The organism is Jeotgalibaca ciconiae (assembly GCF_003955755.1).
GTDB lineage: Bacteria > Bacillota > Bacilli > Lactobacillales > Aerococcaceae > Jeotgalibaca > Jeotgalibaca ciconiae.
Map to the genome: position 1 here is coordinate 2080579 of NZ_CP034465.1, position 19797 is coordinate 2100375.

Sequence of the window (19797 nt, forward strand, 5' to 3'; positions counted from 1 at the left end):
CTTTCAGTTTGAGCCAACTTAAGATATCCTTATTTTGAATATTTAAGTGAAAAATAGAAGCGATATTGTTACAAGGAGCTTGCCTATCACTTAAATTTGAAAGATTCTTTACTGGAGTATAGATAGTTTAGATAGTTAATCCCTCGGTGGAGGAAGTAAACAAAAAGAAGGTACAAAAAACAGACTAAATCTAACAGCTATTATTTTAAGAAAAATTAAAGATTTCACAAATAATAGAAACATTTCAAAAAAACGCTTCCATTTTAAAAGACATCGTGTATAATAAAAGCATCCCCTAAAGAACTTAGGAGAGATCATAATCCCCCAAAGATTATGATTGAGCAGTTGCGTTATGCAGCTGCTCTTTTTTTTGTTTTTCGAAAACCCCTGGCTACGCCGGGGGTTCCAAAGAGCTTCCAGCGTGGGGCAAAAAAACCTCCTTTTATGCTAGAATAGGGCTGGTTTCCCGACCGGCACACTCACAATAAAAGGAGGTCGTCCCATGCAGGACAAGAATAATTTAGCACACAGCAAATGGAGATGTAAGTATCACATTGTTTTTTTCCAAAATATAGAAGACAAATCATTTATGGAAAGTACCTCCAAAGCATCGGTCAGATTATTCGTGAACTTTGCGAGCGAAAAGGTGTTGAAATCCATGAAGTAAATGCTTGTCGGGATCCTATCCACCTGTTGGTCAGTATCCCGCCCAAGCTGAGTGTTTCCCAATTCATGGATTATTTGAAAGGTAAGAGCAGCTTAATGACATTCGATCGGCACGCCAATTTGAAATATCGGTATGGCAATCGGAAGTTCTGGTGCCGCGGGTACTTTGTGGATACCGTGGGTCGGAATAAAGAACCGATTCAACATTATATTCGAAATCAGCTGAAAGATGATTATATGAGTGATCAATTGACGCTCTTTGAAGAGTTTGATCCATTCACCGGAGAAAAGAATAAGAAAAAATAAGAGATTCTTTAGAATCAGCGCGTGAATGTGGTGCAGGAGGGAGACTTTTCAGTAGGCCTTTCAGGCCTAGGCCGGCAATAGAGGCTTTCAGCTGAAGAGCAAACCACCAGTTTACACTGGTGGTTTTGATTGGTGGTTAGAAAAAGTTTGTAGCTATTCAAAACAGCCCAAACTACAGTTTCCAGACAAAGTTCAGCAGTTGCAAGCTCAAATCTATTTTCAACTGACGAATCTTTCGCACTCGAGATTTTTTAATAGAAGAAAAATATCCCAGAAACCATGACTTAAATCGCCTTACGTTAAGTTCTGCCACACAGCTGAATCATTATGTTAATAAAAGAAATGAAAGACAACCGAGACAAGTTGATTGTAATAATGGCAGGGTATACCAAAGAAATGGAAATACTACTTCGAATGAAATCCGGGGTAAAAAGCAGAATCGTACACACCATTGAATTTCCTGATTATTCAAAGGAAGAGCTATGCGAGATATTTGTGACGCTGGTAGAAAACAATGGGTTCCGCTTATCGGATGAAGCAATCGCCGAATTACATCATTTGTTTGAACAAATGTTAAGTAAAAAAGATGAAAAATTTGGAAATGCAAGAACCGTATGAAATCTTTTTGAAAATACAAAATTACATCAAAGTAATCGGTTGATGTAAGAGACAAATGGTGATTTGTATTTGATTGAACCTGAAGATTTATATCTTATAAATCATTCCTTGGGCTAAAGCCTTTGAGGAATGATTCCTATGCCAAGTAGATTGTAATACAAAGGCGAGATGACAGGAATAATTATAATGGTAAATAAACAAAAAACATTTAAAAAACGCTTCCATTTTTAAAAGACATGGTGTATAATAAGTTTATCTCCTCCACTAGTGAAGGAGATGCCCCATAATAAATCCCCCCAAAGATTTATTGTGTGATGCAGTTGCTTTGTGCAACTGCTATTTTTTTGTGTATTTTTGAGAAGAATGAAAGAATAGCCGATTATCCTCACTATGTAGATTAAATTTGAATATTTAATTGAAAAATACGCTGACTCAAAATGGAAGCTATATTAGTATAGCGAGCTGGATAAGCAAGCAGCATGGGAGCTTACCAATCAATTAAATCTAAAAGATTCTTTATTGCAGTATAGATGTTTAAGATTGTTATTCCCTCTATAGATTAAGTAAACAAAAAGAAGGATACAAAAAATAAACTGAATATAAAGTGAAGTATTTTACAATTTACTAAATTCTTCACAATTATAAAAAAACGTTTAAAAGACCGCTTCCATTTTAAAAGACATTGTGTATAATAAAAGTATCCCCTAAAGAAACTTAGGAGAGATCATAATCCCCCCAAAGATTATGATTGAGCGGTTGCGTTATGCAGCTGCTTTTTTTCATTTTTTTAAAAGAGGTCCTAAATAGAGAAAAATTGGGAAGTATAATCGAAATTGAAATAGTTTTAAGAGTTTAATGACAAAAGTAAATGAATTTAATATAGAAGATGTATTGTTAGCTTTTCAGAATGAGTATGATGAAAGTCTGGGTATTTTGAATATATGGAATCACAGGATAGTGCATTAAAGAATGTTAATGCAAATTCAGAAATCGAATTAACTAAATATGAAAATTGTAGACTTTGATTGATGTATAGAATAATTATAAAATAATATTTTCTCGTTAATGAATTGTTTCTCATCAGAAAAGATACTGTTTATTTATTTTTTGTAATTTTAACGTGAATTGTATGTCCACACATTGGCATAAAAAAAGGGTTTGTAAATTTAGTAAAGTTAAAAATAGAGATATATTATCATAAATCATGTTATGCTTAAATTTTTTCAAATTGTGATACTGTGGGAGCTCACTCGATTTTTCTAAATATTACTTTTCTTCTTTCAAAGCTTTTTAGTCATACGAACGTACCAATTTCTTAAGTAATAAAATGTGAGGATAGTAAAAGAATCAATTCGCCAAGAAAATCTAAAGAATCCATTAGTATCTTCTTCACAAGAAAAATTTAAATGTATGTTATTTTAATAGCAACGAGATCGAACATAAATATATTGAGAGAAGTAAAAAAGGTAAGGCGTATTCATGAAGATCATTTGGTAGTTGATATTCCAGAAATAGTTTTTTATAATATTGTTACATGATTTGTAAAGGATTATAAAAATAGTATATCATTATCAATCGATTATTTGCTAAGTGTATAATTTTTCTCGGTAATACTATTCTGATGTTGAACAAAAAGAGGGAGACCCTTAAACTACTACTATAGGTTCGCGGCCTAAATATAGTGTAGAGAAGGTCTCCCATGGAAAACAGTGTAGCAGAAATCATCAAAATAATAAAGGCTTCCAATAACGCCATCGAAATGGAACGAAAATTGATCATTTTCTTTGCCCAGTTTGTTGGTGAATTAATGCGGATGGCGTTGGAAGCCATTGACGATGAACCTCAAAAAGAATGGCGGGAAAAAGGCTATAGAGTCGAGCGTTCGGACACCCGCACCATCCAGTTCCTATTCGGAGCGGTTACGTTCACCCGGAGGCGGATGAAGAAACCCGGCGAAACAGGCGTATATGCGTTAGACCAATCCTGTGGATTTGAGAAAGGCAAGCGCTACTCCCTACTGGCCCAAAGACAAGTGGCAGAATTGAGTACGAAAGTTGTCTACCGGGGCGTCGAAAAGGCGGTTGAGCTGTTTACGTCTTTTACCATGAGCCATGGACAAGTAAAAAATATTGTCGATCAAATCGGCGCTGTCCAGGGAGAGTGGACGAACCACCATTTGGAAGAACTATCCGTGCGTCTGCCGGAAAACCGACAGGTTCCCGTCCTCGTGGTTGAGGGGGATGGTCTCCTGATCAAGGGGACAAAGAAGAAACGCAAGGAAATCCACCGGGTTCAAGTGTCTGAAGGGGTCGAGCGAAACGGCAAGCGGACGGAGCTGGTACGTCCCTACTACTTTTCCTCTTTAAAGAGCAGTGCCGATGTCTGGCAACAATTGGAAACTTATTTATCTGCCACCTATGATTTGAGCAACACGATTGTCTTATCCAATGTAGACGGGGGCTCCGGGTATTGCATTAACCACTGTGAACAAGCCATTGGCCTCTGTCGGCAACACATCCACTTTATTGACCGTTATCATGTCCATGCCAAAATCAAGAGTCGGCTGGGGTTCTGCAAAGACCTGGAAAAACCGATGAAGCAGGCCGTGTGGGCCCATTAGTGGGAGCAAGTGGTTGCGATCCTAGATACTGCGGAAAGCAGAGTCGATGAGGCTCACGGCGAGGACCAGCTCCGCCATATTGAAAAATTAACCCATTACTTAAGCAGGAATTGGGCATACTTGAAACGATTAAAAGCCTATCAACTGGAAGAAACGGTGCAGGGAATCGGCAGTTGCGAAAGCAATCACCGTATCTATAGCTACCGGATGAAGCGGAACGGGAAGTACTGGAGTGATCAAGGGGCTCAATCCATGGTCTGCTTGATTGAAGCCTTGAAGAACCAGACGTTTGACCAAGCACTCACGGAAGAAATTCCCGAATATGAAAAGACCTATCCCCAAGATTTGAAGTTGGCCGTTCGAATGGCTTTGCGTAAGGGAAAGCCTGCGGCTTCCGTAGGAGCAAAATCGGGCCGTATTCTCCACAGAAACGCTTCGGACGCAATGGGAAACCTCCACAAAGCGATGAGGTTGAGGTAACTCCCTAACACCTCGAAAAATGGGAGAAACGGATTTTTCGTTTCTTCTGTTTTTCGAGGTCCACCAAGCGAAGCGCGGTAGTAAGAACAAGCAATAAAATGATAGTAGGCAAAAGCCTGTAGGAAATAGGATTCAAAAGGGTCACCGAGAAATATTTGACACATACCGGAATCACACCCTCGAGCAGTTTAAGAGACGGTTTGATAAAGTAAAATGTGTCATACTCGACGAGATGGGCTATGTCCCGTTCACGAAGGAAGGCTCTGAGCTGCTCTTTCAGCTCATCAGTGATTGGTATGAAACGAAAAGTATCATCATTACATCGAACCTTGAATTCAGCCAATGGAACCGTGTTTTCGTTGACCCTCGGTTAACGGCTGCACTGGTGGATCGCTTGATTCATCATGCGCATATTTTAAGTTTTACTGGCGAGAGCTACCGGCTGAAAAACGCGCTATCAAATACATCAAAATAACGGAAATATCGGGTGGCAACATTGTGTACTTTTCTTTGCAATCTTGTGTACAAAACTATTGCAAAACACAACAGGCGCAAGAGATTTGCCGTGACTATATAATGCAGGCCCTTAAACGATTAGGCTGGCAGGAACAGCAGGATAGCTCTCACTATTTAGCTGTGAATACAACATCATTTGAACGAGATATCCTAATCAATCACCAAGGCACTGATTATTTAATCGAACATGTTCCTGCTTATGGGGTCAAAAAAGTAAATCTAAGTCAACTAACTAACCAAGATGAAGCAACACTCTCACAATGGTCGAATGACAGTCATACCTTAGAAAATGACCACTATAGCGTATCATTTAACACTAAAGGCGAAATTAGTCGCTTATATGCCAAGGCGTTACAGCGTGATATGGTGGCAGAAGGAGCGACTATGAATCAAATGGTACTCTATCCAGACTTGCCGAAAGAGTTTGATGCTTGGAATATTGATGCTCATTCACTGAACCACCCTAAAGTAGTTGAAACAGACGCTCATATTAAACTCGTCAAGAACACACCGCTTAGAACAGTGGTTGAAGTCATCCGTGACATTAATCAGTCACAAATGACCCAGCGAATTATTTTTTATAAACATAGCACACGAATTGATTTTGAAACGGAAGTCGATTGGTATGAAAAGCACCTGTTACTAAAAGCTAAATTTCCAACCCCGATCCATGTCGGTAAGGCAACCTATGACATTCAATTTGGAAATTACGAAAGACCAACCCATTTGAATACATCATGGGATCAGGCTCGCTTTGAAGTTTGTGCACAAAAGTGGGCTGATTTATCCGAACAATCATTTGGTTTGAGTCTTCTAAACAATGGCAAATATGGGCATGCTATCCAAGAAGAGACACTCTATCTCTCTTTATTAAGAGGAAGCCAGTATCCCGCACCTGAGGTAGATAAAGGCCGGCACCAATTTACCTATTCCTTATATCCTCATCAAGGAACATTTCGAGAAAGTGATGTTTACAAAGAAGCCTATGATCTCAACTATCCAGCTATAATCCAAGCAGTTGCTGATAAGGAAAATGGTGAAGAAAGCTTGGTAACGATCGATTCAAACAACATTATCTGTGAAACGGTTAAGCGAGCAGAAACTCAGCCCGAATCAATTGTGCTAAGATTCTATGAATCTGAAGGGAAAAGTACAGAGGCTAGCATTGATTTGAAAATAGCCTATAAAAGCTGGCAGGATACAAATTTATTGGAAGAAACCCTATCGGATATACAGTTGAATCCAATTCATTTGTCATTCAAACCGTATGAAATTAAGACAATTCTAGTAGCTTTATAGAGAGGAGAATCATATGAGTGAGTTCGTACACCAAGAAGACCATTTTAATCCTATTTCAGATTATTCCGAACGCGCTATCGCTGTATATAATGATGATTTGATGGCGGTCAAAGTTCGTTTTAACCAGTTAACAGATGATCGTAATATGCACCAGCATATGCATCAACAATTAACCTATGTTGTAAGAGGGTCTTTTAGATTTTATAGGGAAGACGAAGAAATTGAGGTAAAAGCTGGGGACAGCTTACTATTTGAACCTCATGTACGCCATGGATGTATACCACTAGAAGTAAATTCAGAATTATTCGATATCTTTACACCTATGAGAGATGAGTTTTTGGATGTTGTGAAATCTAATTGATCTAGCAAAAATAACGTTCCATTTGCATCAAAAGCAGATGGAACGTTATTTTTTTATTCTCTTATGATGTTTTTGAACGAATAATGAACGTTTATTGACGCTCCCCAAGCTAGATTGGGAAAAACATATTTACCTTATTAGAAAAATAGATCTATGAGCACATACACTTTTTCACTTTGATAGGCCAGTCATTAATTTATTAAATATTTTTAAAAAACGCTTCCATTTTTAAAAGACATGATGTACAATAAGTTTATCTCCTTCACCAGTGAGGGAGATATCTATAATAAATCCCCCCAAAGATTTATTATGTTTGGCGGTTGCTTTATGCAACTGCCATTTTTGTTTGTCTATTTTTTGAGAGAGCTGAAGGGATTGCTGACGAACCTCATAATGCAGAATGGAAGCTATATTGGCGTAAAATTTCTAAAAACATTTTAAAAACGCTTCCGTTTTAAAACACATAGTGTACAATAAAAGTCCTCCCTAAAGGATTTAGGAGAGGCCATAATTACTCCAAAGATTATAATCTGGCAGTTGCTTTATGTAGCTGCCTTTTTTTACGTTTTTTTAAAAGAAATTGTGAAGAAATTTTTCTTTCAATTTATGGAACTGACGAGTAAAAGATACTAATAATATTTTACACTCTTAATCGTAATGGGACTGTTTGATAATCACATAAAGATATACTTTGATAACTTAGAAACGAGAATACTATCTTTCAATTCAGAAAAAGAAGCAGTCGAGTTCGTGCCATTTTATGAAGAGTTGTTAGAAGTCACGGAAGCAATTGCGGATGATGACGAGTCAGAAAAAATTGAGCGATTGTTAACGCAACATCTAGCAGTAGTAAAACGAAAAATTACAGTCTATTAATTAAAATATTCATTTATGAATATTTGGTCAGGATTCAGCATTTATCCCTTATAATACAGATATAAGAAGTTATCACTAGTGTTGCAAAGATTTTTTAATTCTCAAAACCTTGATTTACAGCTATCTTCACACAAAAAAGTCCTTTATACTGAATCCAGGATGACTTATCCAAGACCAATAAAAAAGGACTATACCATGGATAAGTATAACAAAAAAACATCATTTCAGAAATGGTTTTCCTCGATAAATTTTAGTGAATTATCTAAAGAAGCCAAAACTACTATTGAAAACTTTAATTATTACAGTAAAAAACTGGATTTTGAAACAACCATCAAGGTTCTCTTGTACGCCGTCTATGAAGAATTACCCAGTTACCGTGAAATAAGTCGTTCCTTTATGGATAAGCGATTATGTAAAGAAGTCGGGATCGATTCGTTGCATCCCAGCTCGTTGTCCCGTAGGACAACAGATACAAGTCAAGAAGTCCTGATGGAAATTTTTACCAACTTAGTTCGGGAGATTTCAAAACAACGACCAAGTTCAAAAACATCAAGCCTTCAAATTATTGATTCAACAACGATCCCACTGAATAAAACGTGGTTTCCTTGGGCGAAGTTTCGCAAGACGAAATCGGGTATCAAGCTTCATTTGAATCTCTGTTATTTAGATAAGAACAATCAGTATCCAGAAAGTTTTTCCATTACGAATGCCGAAGAGCATGATCGCAATCAATTTGAGTTACTGGTAAATAAGGCGGAGGCAACCTATGTGGTTGATCGAGGTTATTTTGATTATAAGCTGCTTGACCGGCTACACAATGATGGCTATTTCTTTGTCACAAGGACGAAGTCCAACACTCGAATCACCGTTTTGGATCAAATCCCGGTGGACAGTCCTGAGATGAGTGACGGCAAGATTATTAGTGACCAACAAGTACTTCTCGGTGGTGGTGTAGGCTATGTGACAGAGCGGTTCAGACTCGTTACGATTCTGACCAAAGGTCAAAAATTACTCCGCATTGTAACGAATCGTTTCGACGTCTCAGCTAAAAAGATCGCAGACATGTATCAAGCGCGCTGGCAGATAGAACTGTTCTTTAAGCATTTGAAGCAAAATTTAACGATTAAAAAGCTTTACTCACAAAGTGAGCAAGGTGCAATAAACCAAGTCATGCTCACTCTTATCGCAACCCTACTCACCTATCTGATAAAAATCAAACTAGGATTGACGGTAACCCTTTTCCAGATGAAACGATCCTTTCATTATCTGATGTTTGAGCCTTCAGAATGTTGGTTAGAAAAATATAAGCCTAATGGGTAAAGCTTAAAAATAACGATGTTACTCTGTTTTCAATTGAATAGAGCATAAAAATTTCTGGAAAAAAGTCATCCTCTGCGCCAGCATTTGATGTTTTTCAAATTTTAGCAAAAGATAATGTTCAGACAATTCTGACATTATGCTAATGTTATCTATGCACCACTAGTGAGAAGTTATAAGGAGGAAAATTGTATGAGTGCCGAATATACTGACGTCAGAATCAATCTCAATTCTATAGAATGTGTCACAGAAAGCCTATTGGAAGTACAAAACGAATTAAACCAAACCATCGAAGCGGTGAATCATTATTTACGCGAGCTGATCAAGTGTGACTATTACAATCGTTTCAGCATCACCTTCCGCTGCAGAATCTATGAGAGCATCTTCTTTTTTCATTCGGTCATCCAAGATATTGAGGAAATCTTAGGAGAACTCAAGCAAGGATGTATCACGGAAAATGAGATAGAAGCTCTCGGAAAAATTATGAAAACCGTATAAAACTTAAACACGATCTTACGCTTTGAATGGAAGATGGATTCTTGTCCAGTAGACTTCGAACAAGAATACTTCCTTGACCTAGCAAAGTTATACCGTGAATGTTCGGGAATGTATGAAACATTGGAAAATCTCACGGAAGAACGATAGACACAGAAGCCAGCAGTCTTGGTCTTTTTTCTTTTACTCTCTGGTAACTAAGTGAAATCGATTTACAAAGGAAAGCATGTAAAGATTAAGTAAATTTAAAGAAAATTCCGGAATTTACTGCAAACACACCCAAACTAATGGTAAGATAGTTAAAGGAAATTATATTTCCTTTATACTAATACTCTGTTGAATCATAAACGTTACATTTAATTATAAATAGTTTGTGAACGTTCGGTAATGTGAAAAAAAGTAAAGCGGAACCAAAGGAACATTATTTCAGTTTGTGTTTATCAAAAAAAAATTAGTAATTATTTAACAAATCAACATGGAAAAATATGACTTTAATGATAATATAATCAATAATGATTAAGAAAATCTCTTGTCAGAAAAGAGATTTAAAAGATTAATAAGTCTCATTTTTATATTCAAAATAATTCCATAAAGGATGGCTAAGAAGATGAGTGAAAATAAAAAAATTTGGCTTGCTTCACCCCATATGAGTGATGAAGGTTATGAGATGCAATATGTCCAAGACGCATTTGACACAAATTGGATTGCTCCATTAGGGCCGAATGTGAATGGCTTCGAGAGTGAACTTGCTGAAAAGGTCGGAGCGAAACACGCAGCCGCAACGGTATCGGGAACCGCTGCCCTTCATTTAGCACTTGAAGCTGCTGGAGTAGGCGAGGGAGACATTGTCTTCTGTCAATCGTTGACGTTCTCAGCAACTGCGAACCCAATTATTTATCAAAATGCAACGCCGGTATTCATAGACAGTGATATGGAAACCTGGAACATGAATCCTAATGCACTGGAAGAAGCATTTATCAAATACCCACAAGTGAAAGCAGTTATGATTGTACACTTATACGGCCTATCTGCAGACATGGACCGGATTATGGAAATCTGTAATCGATACAATGTTCCTGTTATCGAGGATGCTGCTGAATCCCTAGGAACTTACTATAAAGGACAACATACCGGTACCATTGGCGAATATGGTATTTTTTCTTTTAATGGGAACAAAATCATCACTACATCAGGTGGCGGGATGTTAGTTTCTGATAACAAAGAAAAAGTAGAAAAGGTACGCTTCTGGTCTACGCAAGCCCGTGATGATGCACGTCATTACCAACATAGCGAATTAGGGTATAACTACCGCATGAGTAATGTAGCCGCTGGGATTGGTAGAGGACAATTAAAAGTTCTGGATCAACGAGTAGCTAAGAAGAGATACATTTATAATTTTTATAAAAACGAACTCAACCACTTAGAATGTATTAACTTCATGCCAGAAAACATATGGAATGAACCGAACTTCTGGTTGTCAGCCATTACACTAGATGGAAAAGTAAAACCATTAGATTTAATGAAAGCTCTGGAAGAAGAGAATATTGAATCCAGACCAATTTGGAAACCAATGCACCTACAGCCATTCTTTGAAAAGTATGATTATATCGGTGGGAATGTAGGGCAGTATTTGTTCGAAAATGGAGTCTGCTTACCAAGTGATACAAAAATGACTGATGAAGATTTGGAAAGAGTCTGTATGGTAATAAAGGGGTTGTGGATATAGTGCCAAATTATTTGAATAGTCTATACGTAAATTACATAAAAAGACTGCTCGATATTATTGGATCGATTGCAGGAATTGTATTGCTATTTCCGTTGTTTTTAATAATTTCAGCCGCTATAAAAATAACTTCTTCCGGACCAGTTTTGTTTAAACAAGAGAGAATCGGTTTATATGGGCGCAAGTTTGAAATATATAAATTCCGAACGATGATAGTTGGAGCCGAACAAATGGGAACAGGTTTATCGATTAGAAGTTTAACGGACAGTCGAATAACTAAGGTCGGTTCTTTTTTACGTAAAACCAGCTTAGATGAATTGCCGCAATTCATCAATATATTGAAAGGGGATATGTCAATTGTGGGTCCAAGGCCCCCAGCTACATACTCTCCTTATAAAGGGTATGACGCATATCCAGAATGGGCAAAAGATAGATTTAATATGAGTCCGGGAGTAACTGGTTTAGCACAAATTGTATATAGAAATAATGTTGAATGGGACGAACGATTTAAGTTGGACATTAAGTATGCAAGTGATGTTTCATTTGGTTTAGATGTAAAATTAGTCCTCAAAACAGTTGAAAAAATTATTAAAAGAGAGAGTGTTTATGGAGAAGTTTTTCTGAAAAAAGATAAAATCAATATCAAACAGGAGAATTAAATAATGAAAAGTATATATATGGATAAACGTTGGGTTAATTTACAACAAGCAAAAGAGAACGGGGAAGCAAAGATATACACTTTTAACAAAGGAGAATCAAAAATAATTTATCCCTTTATAAAACGCAAAGCAGGAATTGTAGATGGCATAACATATTATGATATTGTGACCCCTCGAGGACAATGTGGTCCTTGGGTTGAAAAAAACAAATTAGAAGATGTATCGAATCTCATAAAAGAATATTCAAGAGAATTTAAGGAATATTGTGAAAAAGAAAAAATAATCGCTGAATATATAAGGTTCAGCCCATGGAACGATAATCACAAATATTTCGATAGTGTGTATGATATTAGTTTTTATGGTAAAGTGTATTGCAACAATTTAGAGACGGATTTTTTTATGGAAGAGTACAATAAGAAAAAGAGGAATGAAGTTCGAAAAGCAAAAAAAAATGATGTGGAAATTATTCATGGAACAAACAATAAATTCTTAAAAGATTTTTTGGATATATATGAATTTACTGAAGAAAAACATAATGTTAGTGATTACTATAGAATTGATAAAACATTTTTAGAAAACTACCTAAAATATTTTCCGAATGAAATTACTTTTTTTCAAGCTCTATATGAGGACAAAGTTATTTCTTCTGCCATGATTATACTGGGCCAAGATGTAGCTCACTATCATTTTGCAGCCAATAACCCTGAATATAGTTATCTAAATGCAAATTCTTTATTACTCTATGAAGCTGCAAACTTTGCTGCAAACTTAGGTAAAAAAATATTTGATTTAGGGAGTGCAAAAAAAGATAGTCCATTAGAAAAATTTAAAAATAGAATTTCATTAGGATATCCTTTTTACATTGGAAAGAAAATAAACAATGAACAAATCTATAATAGACTAGTTGAGCAAGTCGGGGGTCCACGAGAAGGGTTTTTCCCAGAGTATAGAAAGAATGAATAGAAATTTTTTGGAGGTAGAAATGACTATCTATATCAAACAAATTGATGAAATTATGCTAGAAAGTATTTTTGAAGAGTTAATAGAGTTAAAAAACTACAGCTCATCGCTCCATTTTAATAACGCTAATGAAATAAATAATTATAATCGAGTAAAAACTAAAGAATTATTTCAGTATATTCCTCAATATAAAGCGTTTCTTTTTGGTGCTTTCGAAGAAGAAAAGCTGATTGGATTTATTTGGGGTTATCCAAGAACTTTTTTCAATGAAGAACGCATTTTTATTAATTCATTGGTGGTTTCAAAATCTTATCAAAATCGAGGAATAGGAAAAAAACTAATCGAAAAAATAAAGCTTTTCGCAAAAGATACCTTAAATTACCAGGCTCTAGATTTGACAGTAATTCCAACCAATGATAAAGCTATAAAGCTTTATGAAAATTTAGGTTTTAAGTCAGAAAGAATACAAATGCGTTTAGAATTATGAAATCCAACCTGATAATCGATATTTAAGTTCAGATTATGTTGAAAATGTTTGTGGAGGTCAAAATGTGAACATACTAATACTAAGTTGTGGAACAAGAAATAAAATTGTTAGATACTTTAAAGAAGAACTGAGGGGCAAAGGACAAGTACTAGCAACTGACTGCAGTGAACTTGCACCTGCTCTATATGAAGCTGATAAACACTTTATTGTTCCTAGAATGAATGAAGATAACTATCTGGATACCATATTAGATATTTGCAAAACAAATAATGTTAATGCTGTTTTATCGCTAATTGATCCGGAACTTAGTTTATTAGCAAAAAATAAAGAAAAGTTTTTAGAAATAGGTACTTTACCATTAGTATCAAACTACGATGTCATCGAGATGTGTTTTGACAAATATTGTTTTAATGAATTTTTAAGTAATAATGATTTTAATTCTATCAGGAGTTATGTAGATAAAAAAGAGTTTTTTAATGATTTAAGAGATGGTAGCATTAGCTTCCCAGTGTTTGTTAAGCCAGTTAAAGGGAGCGCAAGTATTAATATTAGTAAGGTAAATACTGAAGAAGAAATTAACACTCTTTTCGATGGGCATGATAACTTAATGATTCAAAAATTTTTGGATGGAGTAGAGTATGGAGCTGATGTTTACGTCGATATGATTTCGAAAAAACCTGTGTCTATTTTTATAAAAGAAAAAATAAAAATGAGAGCAGGCGAAACAGATAAATCCAAGTCAGTTAAAGATGATGAACTTTTTGCTATTATTGTTGAACTTATAAATATCATTAATCCTATGGGGACTATCGATATAGATATTTTTAAGGTAAAAGATAGATATTACATTTCTGAAATTAACCCTCGATTTGGAGGGGGATATCCTCATGCATATGAATGTGGTGTTAACTTTCCTAAAATGATTGTCAAAAATTTATATCATCAAGCTAATGAAAGTGTCATTGGACAGTATGAAGAAGATATCTATATGATGAAATTTAACGATGTGAAAATTTTAAAATGAAAAGAACCGATTCTATTCTGTATAAATGTATAAAAAAGGTTTATTATCAAACTTTTTAAAGTAAACACGGGACAAGACAGATAATATTTATTAAATATATAAGTTAGCATGGAGAGAAAGGAGAGAATCAATTGAAAATACTCTTTGTTTCCACAGTTTCTAGTACTGTGAATGCTTTTCTATTGCCGCACATAAAGATGTTAATAGAAAAAGGCCACCAAGTGGATATAGCATGCAATATAAATAATCCTATTTCTCCGGAATTGAATGGTTCTGATTGTAAAATTTATAATTTAGAGTTTAGTCGCTCACCTCACAAAAAAGGAAATATCACAGCGTACAAAAAACTAAAAAAAGTGATTTCGATTAATAAATACGACATAGTTCACACACATACCCCTGTAGCATCGTTTATTACAAGGATGGTATGTAAGAATATGGATACAATTAAAACAATTTATACTGCCCATGGGTTCCATTTTTACAAAGGAGCTCCTTTAAAGAACTGGCTGATTTATTACCCATTGGAAAAATTACTCTCTCATTATACTGATACTTTGATAACAATTAACAAAGAAGATTTTGAAATATCAACAAAAAAATTTAAGGCAAAAAGAAATCAGTATATCCCTGGAGTAGGACTAGATATAAAAAAAATCAATAATACACCCTCAAACAAAGATGAGAAAAGAAAATCAATTAATGTACCAATAGATGCTTTTGTTATCTTGTCAGTCGGAGAATTAAATAAAAACAAAAATCACGAAATAGTCATAAAAGCAATGTCAAAAATGAAAAATCAAAAAATACACTATGTAATTTGTGGCAAAGGATCTTTAGATTCATATCTGAAAGATTTAGCTTCTGACTTAAAGGTATCTAGTAAAATCCATATATTGGGTTTGAGAACAGATGTCATTGAAATTTTAAAGGCTTCTGATTTATTCATTTTACCTTCATTAAGAGAAGGGCTACCCGTATCTTTGATTGAAGCAATGGCTGTGGGATTGCCTGTAATAGGATCAAATATTAGAGGTAATATTGATTTAATAAAAGAGAATAAGGGAGGATTTTTATATAAAAAAGATAATATGGATGAATTAATATATTATATCTCTAAAATTTATTACGAGAATGAACTCGCAATTAGAATGGGTGAATTTAATAAATCCGAGGCACAGAATTATAAGTTAGAAAGTATAATAAAAAAACTGGAAATGGTTTACACTTAGGTTTAAATCTGCTTGTCTAAATTAAAATCAAAAGACTGGCATGTGATGCACAGTTGATGAAAAAAATGATAAATGTATACAATGATATATATATATATATAAGTTAGCATATAACATACAATAGATGAGTGGAGTCCAAGAAAACTTTTCTAATTCAGAAACGAATTTCAAATCGATTATAACTTTTTCCTCTTTCCTTAAGAGGCCGAATTTCAGCTAAATAGTAATATTTAACATTAAAAAAATACATCTAATTCAGTAGTACGGCATAAATTTAATAAATAAGGTACAGGTTCTTAAGGGGAGATATAAATACATGTACTTAACAACTGAATACAATACAATAGAAAAAAGCATATTAAAGGAAAATACAAAAGAAAATAAATCTCTTAGTATTTTCCTAATAATATTCGGTTTTTTTCTAAATCAATCGTCCATTATTTTCGGAATCAATATATCTTTTTCGGACATTCTTTCTATTCTCATATTACTAAATATCGCTCTAACTAAAAAAATGATAATCCCTTTTCAAACTTTAAGCTTTTTTATAGTACTAATAATGAGTACTTTAACTGCTTCAGTCTATATTGTTCCCATTATTTTTAATGTAAGGCCTACAAGTATGCAAATATTAGTTAATTACTTAAAACTATGTGTAAATTTCATATACTTACTCTTAGGCTACTTAATTGCTAAAAGCGATAGAATACGTAAGGTATTCAGTGGACTCAGTATAGGCGCTTTAGTCGTCGGAGTATTGGCATTAATTTTTTCTGTCATCAGAATTCCCTTTATAAATGAATTGTTCTTCTTTGGTGGTGTGAGATATAGAGGTCTAATGAATGATCCTAATTACTTTGCTGTGTTGCAAATTTTGTCACTAGTTTACATAATAAGTGAAAATATTACTCCTAGACGTAAATGGTTTTTTTCGACTTTGCTTATTATATCTATTTTGATGTCAGGATCAAAAACTGGATTGGTGACATTAGTCTTTATTATATTAATGGGGTATTTAAAAAGAAGTTTAAGAATAAAAAGTAATGTCAAATCAATTTTGATTAGTTTTGGATTTTTCATTTTTATTACATTTATTGTTTTCTATTATAAATCGATTATGACATATGTTTTACCAAAAATTTCAGATGCTATACCAATAGTTAAGAGGTTAGAACCATTATTTCTCGATTTTGAAACAGCAATTGTAGACGGTGGATCAGGGAGAAACAGAGCATGGGGAACAGCTCTTGAATTGATAAAAAAATCTCCAATATTTGGAGTGGGGATTGGTACCTATCTTACAATAACAAAAGAAGTCTATAATTATGGTTCTATTGCGCACAATACGTACTTACAACTTGGAGTAGAATGGGGACTACCATTAACCATAACATTATTTTCGTATATATTTATGCTTTTAACCAAAAAACAAGACAGGGACATTGTTTATTTAAAATATATGTTGATTGTAATCTTAATTGGAGGGGTTGCAGTATCTTTCAATAATGTAAGGATTTTTTGGTTAATTATTGGGTGCTTAATCTACTACAGTAAAAGACATAACGAATTTGAAATTTAAGACAGAACTACCAATTTTGCTGTGTAGATTCAAAATTAAAAGGAGAAAAAAATGAAAGTTAAAGTTTCTGTAATTATGTCTGAATATAACACTGAAAAAGACATTTTAGAACAAGCAATTAAAAGCATTTTAAATCAGACATTCAAAGATTTTGAATTTATAATTGTAAATGATGGTAAACACAAAACCTTAAGTAATTTGTTGGAAACTATTAATGATAAGAGAATAATATTAATTGAAAATGGAGAAAATATAGGTCTTGCAAAATCACTTAATAAAGCTATCGAAGCATCAAAGGGAAAGTATTTAGTTAGGATGGATACCGATGATATTGCCCATTCTAATAGAATAGAAAAGCTAGTAGAATTTATAGAGAAAAACCCACAATATTCAGTTGTGGGGAGTTCAGTCAATATTTTGAATGAAAAAAACGAAAAAATAAAAAAGCAGTTTATTGGAGAAATTACAAAAAGAGAGCTAATGGATCGAAAAGCTCCAGTTCATCCTTCGGTACTAATGAAAAAAAATGATGTATGTAAAGTTGGAGGATATAGAACAAAAAATGTTCAACGATGTGAAGACTTTGTACTTTGGGCTGAATTGCTATTAAATAAGTACAGAATATTCATTGTCGAAGATGTCTTATTGGATTATAGAGTAAGATTAATTGATTATAAAAAAAGAAAATTGTCAACACGTCGAGATGAAATACTTAATAGATTAAAGTACTATAAACTGTTAAAAGCTACTCCCGTTCAATATGTAACGATATGGAAATCAGTAGTTGCTGGGTTTATCCCTCATAAAATTATTGCATGGTATCATAGACAAGGTGGATAGAAGGTTTATTATCAATCTATCTATTCTGTTTGATTCATAGCATGAATGATTTCACTATATAAAAACAATTAAAAATTTTAATTATTTTGTTTGTCAATTTCTAAAATTATTAATTTCGAAAATAGGAGTATATATGAATAGATACAATAAACTAATAGGGAATTCATTAATATTCACTATTGGAAGTTTTGGGAGCAAAATAATTAGTTTTATTATGGTTCCATTTTATACGCATTTGCTTTCAGCTGAAGAATACGGAATAGTTGATTTAATAATCACAACAATAAGCTTCCTTATTCCCTTAACAACATTGGAATTGGGCCAAGCTGCTCTTAGATTTGGAATAGATATAAAATCAGAAGATGAAAATAGTAATGTATTCAGCAACATTTCAATGTATGGAATCGTTGTTAGTTTAACTATATTAATTTTAGGCTTGCTAGGAATATCGATATACCAACCTAAAAATAATCTCCTGCTTTTATTTCTTATATTGTTAATCTTTAGCATATTTAACACGCTTTATTCACAATATATTCGAGGAATCGGTTTAATAAAACAATTTGCTTTAAATGGTATTTTAATGACCTTAATTACTGTTTCCTCCAATATTATTTTTATAGTTATTTTGAAATATAAAATCGAAGGATATATCCTATCACTTATATTCTCAAATGTTTTTTCGACTTTGTACTTGTTTTATTCTGCTGAAGGCATTAAGAAAGTGAAAAAATTCGCACCTGATCAGAAATTAATGAAAAAAATGTTAAAGTTCTCAATCCCAATAATTCCAGATACAGCAATGTGGTGGATCATCACGGGGTCAGCGAGGTATTTTATTTTAATTTTCATTGGTTCAGCTGCAAATGGGATATATGCTGTTGCTAGTAAAATCCCTTCTATTATATCTTTGGTAACGGGTATATTCTCTCAAGCTTGGCAGATTTCTTATTTTGAAGAGTATGGATCTGAAGATAAAGATACTTTTTATTCAAAAGTCTTCAATGTTTATTCTATGGCACTATTTACTATTGGTTCAGCAACTATAGTAGTAATTAAACCGTTAATTAAGTTTTTAGTTGAAGAGTCTTTTTATGAAAGTTGGAAAATTACACCATTATTAGTAGTTGCAGTTATTTATCAAAGCTTGTCAAATTTTATTGGTACAAATTATACAGCATCTAAAGAAACCAAAGGAACGCTAATCACTTCGGTGACGGCAGGTGGTGTTTCACTAATCACCAGTATTATCTTTGTTCCTATTTTTGGAATGATAGGAGCTGGACTTAGTTCAGTTGTTTGCTTTTTCTTTATGTTTATCATTCGGCTAAAGGATACCAAAAGATTTGTAGACATTAAAATCAATAAAACACAGTTTGTATTAAATAACTTTATTTATGGAATTCAGATCATAGTGTTATTTTATAACGAGGGTGTGTCGTTATTTATTATAGAACTGCTTTTATTTTTATGTTTGTTATTGATAAATCAGAAGAATATAAAGCTAATTTTGAAAATTGTAACGGGTAAAAGAAATAGAATTTTGAGCTAATAATTTTTGCGGGTTTTATTATTTAGTGTATCTACTAATTATCAAAGATTAATTAGTACTAGTCTCTTTTTAAATACTTGAAAGAACACTTTGACCAAATTTTATTGGCAATACAGAACAAGCACATTTGTATCGAATGCAGACTTTCGTTTAATTGACCATAAGATATCTAAGTATGGATTTTAAA

15 protein-coding genes and 3 pseudogenes are annotated in these 19797 nt (G+C 33.8%); all 18 read left to right on the top strand.

Going from position 1 to position 19797, the window contains the following annotated elements; all coding sequences use genetic code 11:
- The first annotated feature begins 502 nt into the window (after window positions 1-502).
- The 18 genes and pseudogenes from tnpA to EJN90_RS09800 all read left to right on the top strand — a co-directional run bounded on the left by tnpA (window position 503) and on the right by EJN90_RS09800 (window position 19610).
- Window positions 503-972, top strand: a pseudogene (gene tnpA / locus EJN90_RS09715) (IS200/IS605 family transposase).
- Between the two features lie 327 nt (window positions 973-1299).
- The gene (locus EJN90_RS09720; RefSeq protein ID WP_126110745.1) at window positions 1300-1590 is read left to right on the top strand and encodes a P-loop NTPase family protein; all 291 of its coding nucleotides are present in this window, start codon (window positions 1300-1302) and stop codon (window positions 1588-1590) included.
- 1759 nt (window positions 1591-3349) lie between these two features.
- A pseudogene (locus EJN90_RS14055) lies at window positions 3350-4690 on the top strand (ISLre2 family transposase).
- Window positions 4691-4868: 178 nt separating this feature from the next.
- A pseudogene (locus EJN90_RS09735) lies at window positions 4869-5165 on the top strand (ATP-binding protein); the annotation flags it as partial.
- Window positions 5166-5188: 23 nt separating this feature from the next.
- On the top strand, window positions 5189-6505 hold the full coding sequence (locus EJN90_RS09740; protein WP_126110751.1) for a glycoside hydrolase family 38 C-terminal domain-containing protein: 1317 nt from the start codon (window positions 5189-5191) through the stop codon (window positions 6503-6505).
- 13 nt (window positions 6506-6518) lie between these two features.
- Window positions 6519-6866, top strand: coding sequence for a cupin domain-containing protein (locus tag EJN90_RS09745; RefSeq protein WP_126110753.1), 348 nt, complete (start codon window positions 6519-6521; stop codon window positions 6864-6866).
- A 750-nt stretch (window positions 6867-7616) separates the two neighbouring features.
- Window positions 7617-7742 carry a hypothetical protein gene (locus EJN90_RS14125; RefSeq protein ID WP_265415834.1) on the top strand — a complete coding sequence of 42 codons (126 nt, stop codon included), beginning with the start codon at window positions 7617-7619 and terminating at the stop codon, window positions 7740-7742.
- A 195-nt stretch (window positions 7743-7937) separates the two neighbouring features.
- Window positions 7938-9062 (top strand): IS4 family transposase, encoded by a 1125-nt coding sequence (locus tag EJN90_RS09750; RefSeq protein ID WP_126110755.1) that lies wholly within the window; start codon window positions 7938-7940, stop codon window positions 9060-9062.
- A gap of 189 nt (window positions 9063-9251) precedes the next feature.
- The gene (locus tag EJN90_RS09755) at window positions 9252-9557 is read left to right on the top strand and encodes a hypothetical protein (RefSeq protein WP_126110757.1); all 306 of its coding nucleotides are present in this window, start codon (window positions 9252-9254) and stop codon (window positions 9555-9557) included.
- A 604-nt stretch (window positions 9558-10161) separates the two neighbouring features.
- Complete coding sequence (locus tag EJN90_RS09760) at window positions 10162-11280, top strand: DegT/DnrJ/EryC1/StrS family aminotransferase (protein WP_126110759.1); 1119 nt, start codon at window positions 10162-10164, stop codon at window positions 11278-11280.
- Window positions 11280-11936 (top strand): sugar transferase, encoded by a 657-nt coding sequence (locus tag EJN90_RS09765; RefSeq protein WP_227872496.1) that lies wholly within the window; start codon window positions 11280-11282, stop codon window positions 11934-11936. Before EJN90_RS09760 ends, EJN90_RS09765 begins: the two co-directional genes overlap by 1 nt.
- 3 nt (window positions 11937-11939) lie before the next feature.
- Entirely contained in the window at window positions 11940-12899 is a 960-nt protein-coding gene (locus EJN90_RS09770) for a GNAT family N-acetyltransferase (protein WP_126110761.1), read from the top strand.
- A gap of 19 nt (window positions 12900-12918) precedes the next feature.
- On the top strand, window positions 12919-13383 hold the full coding sequence (locus EJN90_RS09775; RefSeq protein WP_164544056.1) for a GNAT family N-acetyltransferase: 465 nt from the start codon (window positions 12919-12921) through the stop codon (window positions 13381-13383).
- Between the two features lie 64 nt (window positions 13384-13447).
- Entirely contained in the window at window positions 13448-14407 is a 960-nt protein-coding gene (locus EJN90_RS09780) for an ATP-grasp domain-containing protein (RefSeq protein ID WP_126110765.1), read from the top strand.
- 131 nt (window positions 14408-14538) lie between these two features.
- Window positions 14539-15639, top strand: coding sequence for a glycosyltransferase family 4 protein (locus EJN90_RS09785; protein WP_126110767.1), 1101 nt, complete (start codon window positions 14539-14541; stop codon window positions 15637-15639).
- Between the two features lie 316 nt (window positions 15640-15955).
- Window positions 15956-17218, top strand: a complete 1263-nt coding sequence (locus tag EJN90_RS09790; protein WP_126110769.1) for an O-antigen ligase family protein — start codon at window positions 15956-15958, stop codon at window positions 17216-17218.
- A 51-nt stretch (window positions 17219-17269) separates the two neighbouring features.
- The gene (locus EJN90_RS09795) at window positions 17270-18058 is read left to right on the top strand and encodes a glycosyltransferase (RefSeq protein ID WP_126110771.1); all 789 of its coding nucleotides are present in this window, start codon (window positions 17270-17272) and stop codon (window positions 18056-18058) included.
- 133 nt (window positions 18059-18191) lie between these two features.
- Window positions 18192-19610 (top strand): lipopolysaccharide biosynthesis protein, encoded by a 1419-nt coding sequence (locus EJN90_RS09800; protein WP_126110773.1) that lies wholly within the window; start codon window positions 18192-18194, stop codon window positions 19608-19610.
- Window positions 19611-19797: the final 187 nt, after the last annotated feature.

Coding starts and splice junctions, on each gene's coding strand:
- EJN90_RS09720 (WP_126110745.1), top strand. CDS start 1,300: ATGTTAATAAAAGAAATGAAAGACAACCGAGACAAGTTGATTGTAATA.
- EJN90_RS09745 (WP_126110753.1), top strand. CDS start 6,519: ATGAGTGAGTTCGTACACCAAGAAGACCATTTTAATCCTATTTCAGAT.
- EJN90_RS09750 (WP_126110755.1), top strand. CDS start 7,938: ATGGATAAGTATAACAAAAAAACATCATTTCAGAAATGGTTTTCCTCG.
- EJN90_RS09755 (WP_126110757.1), top strand. CDS start 9,252: ATGAGTGCCGAATATACTGACGTCAGAATCAATCTCAATTCTATAGAA.
- EJN90_RS09760 (WP_126110759.1), top strand. CDS start 10,162: ATGAGTGAAAATAAAAAAATTTGGCTTGCTTCACCCCATATGAGTGAT.
- EJN90_RS09770 (WP_126110761.1), top strand. CDS start 11,940: ATGAAAAGTATATATATGGATAAACGTTGGGTTAATTTACAACAAGCA.
- EJN90_RS09775 (WP_164544056.1), top strand. CDS start 12,919: ATGACTATCTATATCAAACAAATTGATGAAATTATGCTAGAAAGTATT.
- EJN90_RS09790 (WP_126110769.1), top strand. CDS start 15,956: ATGTACTTAACAACTGAATACAATACAATAGAAAAAAGCATATTAAAG.
- EJN90_RS09795 (WP_126110771.1), top strand. CDS start 17,270: ATGAAAGTTAAAGTTTCTGTAATTATGTCTGAATATAACACTGAAAAA.
- EJN90_RS09800 (WP_126110773.1), top strand. CDS start 18,192: ATGAATAGATACAATAAACTAATAGGGAATTCATTAATATTCACTATT.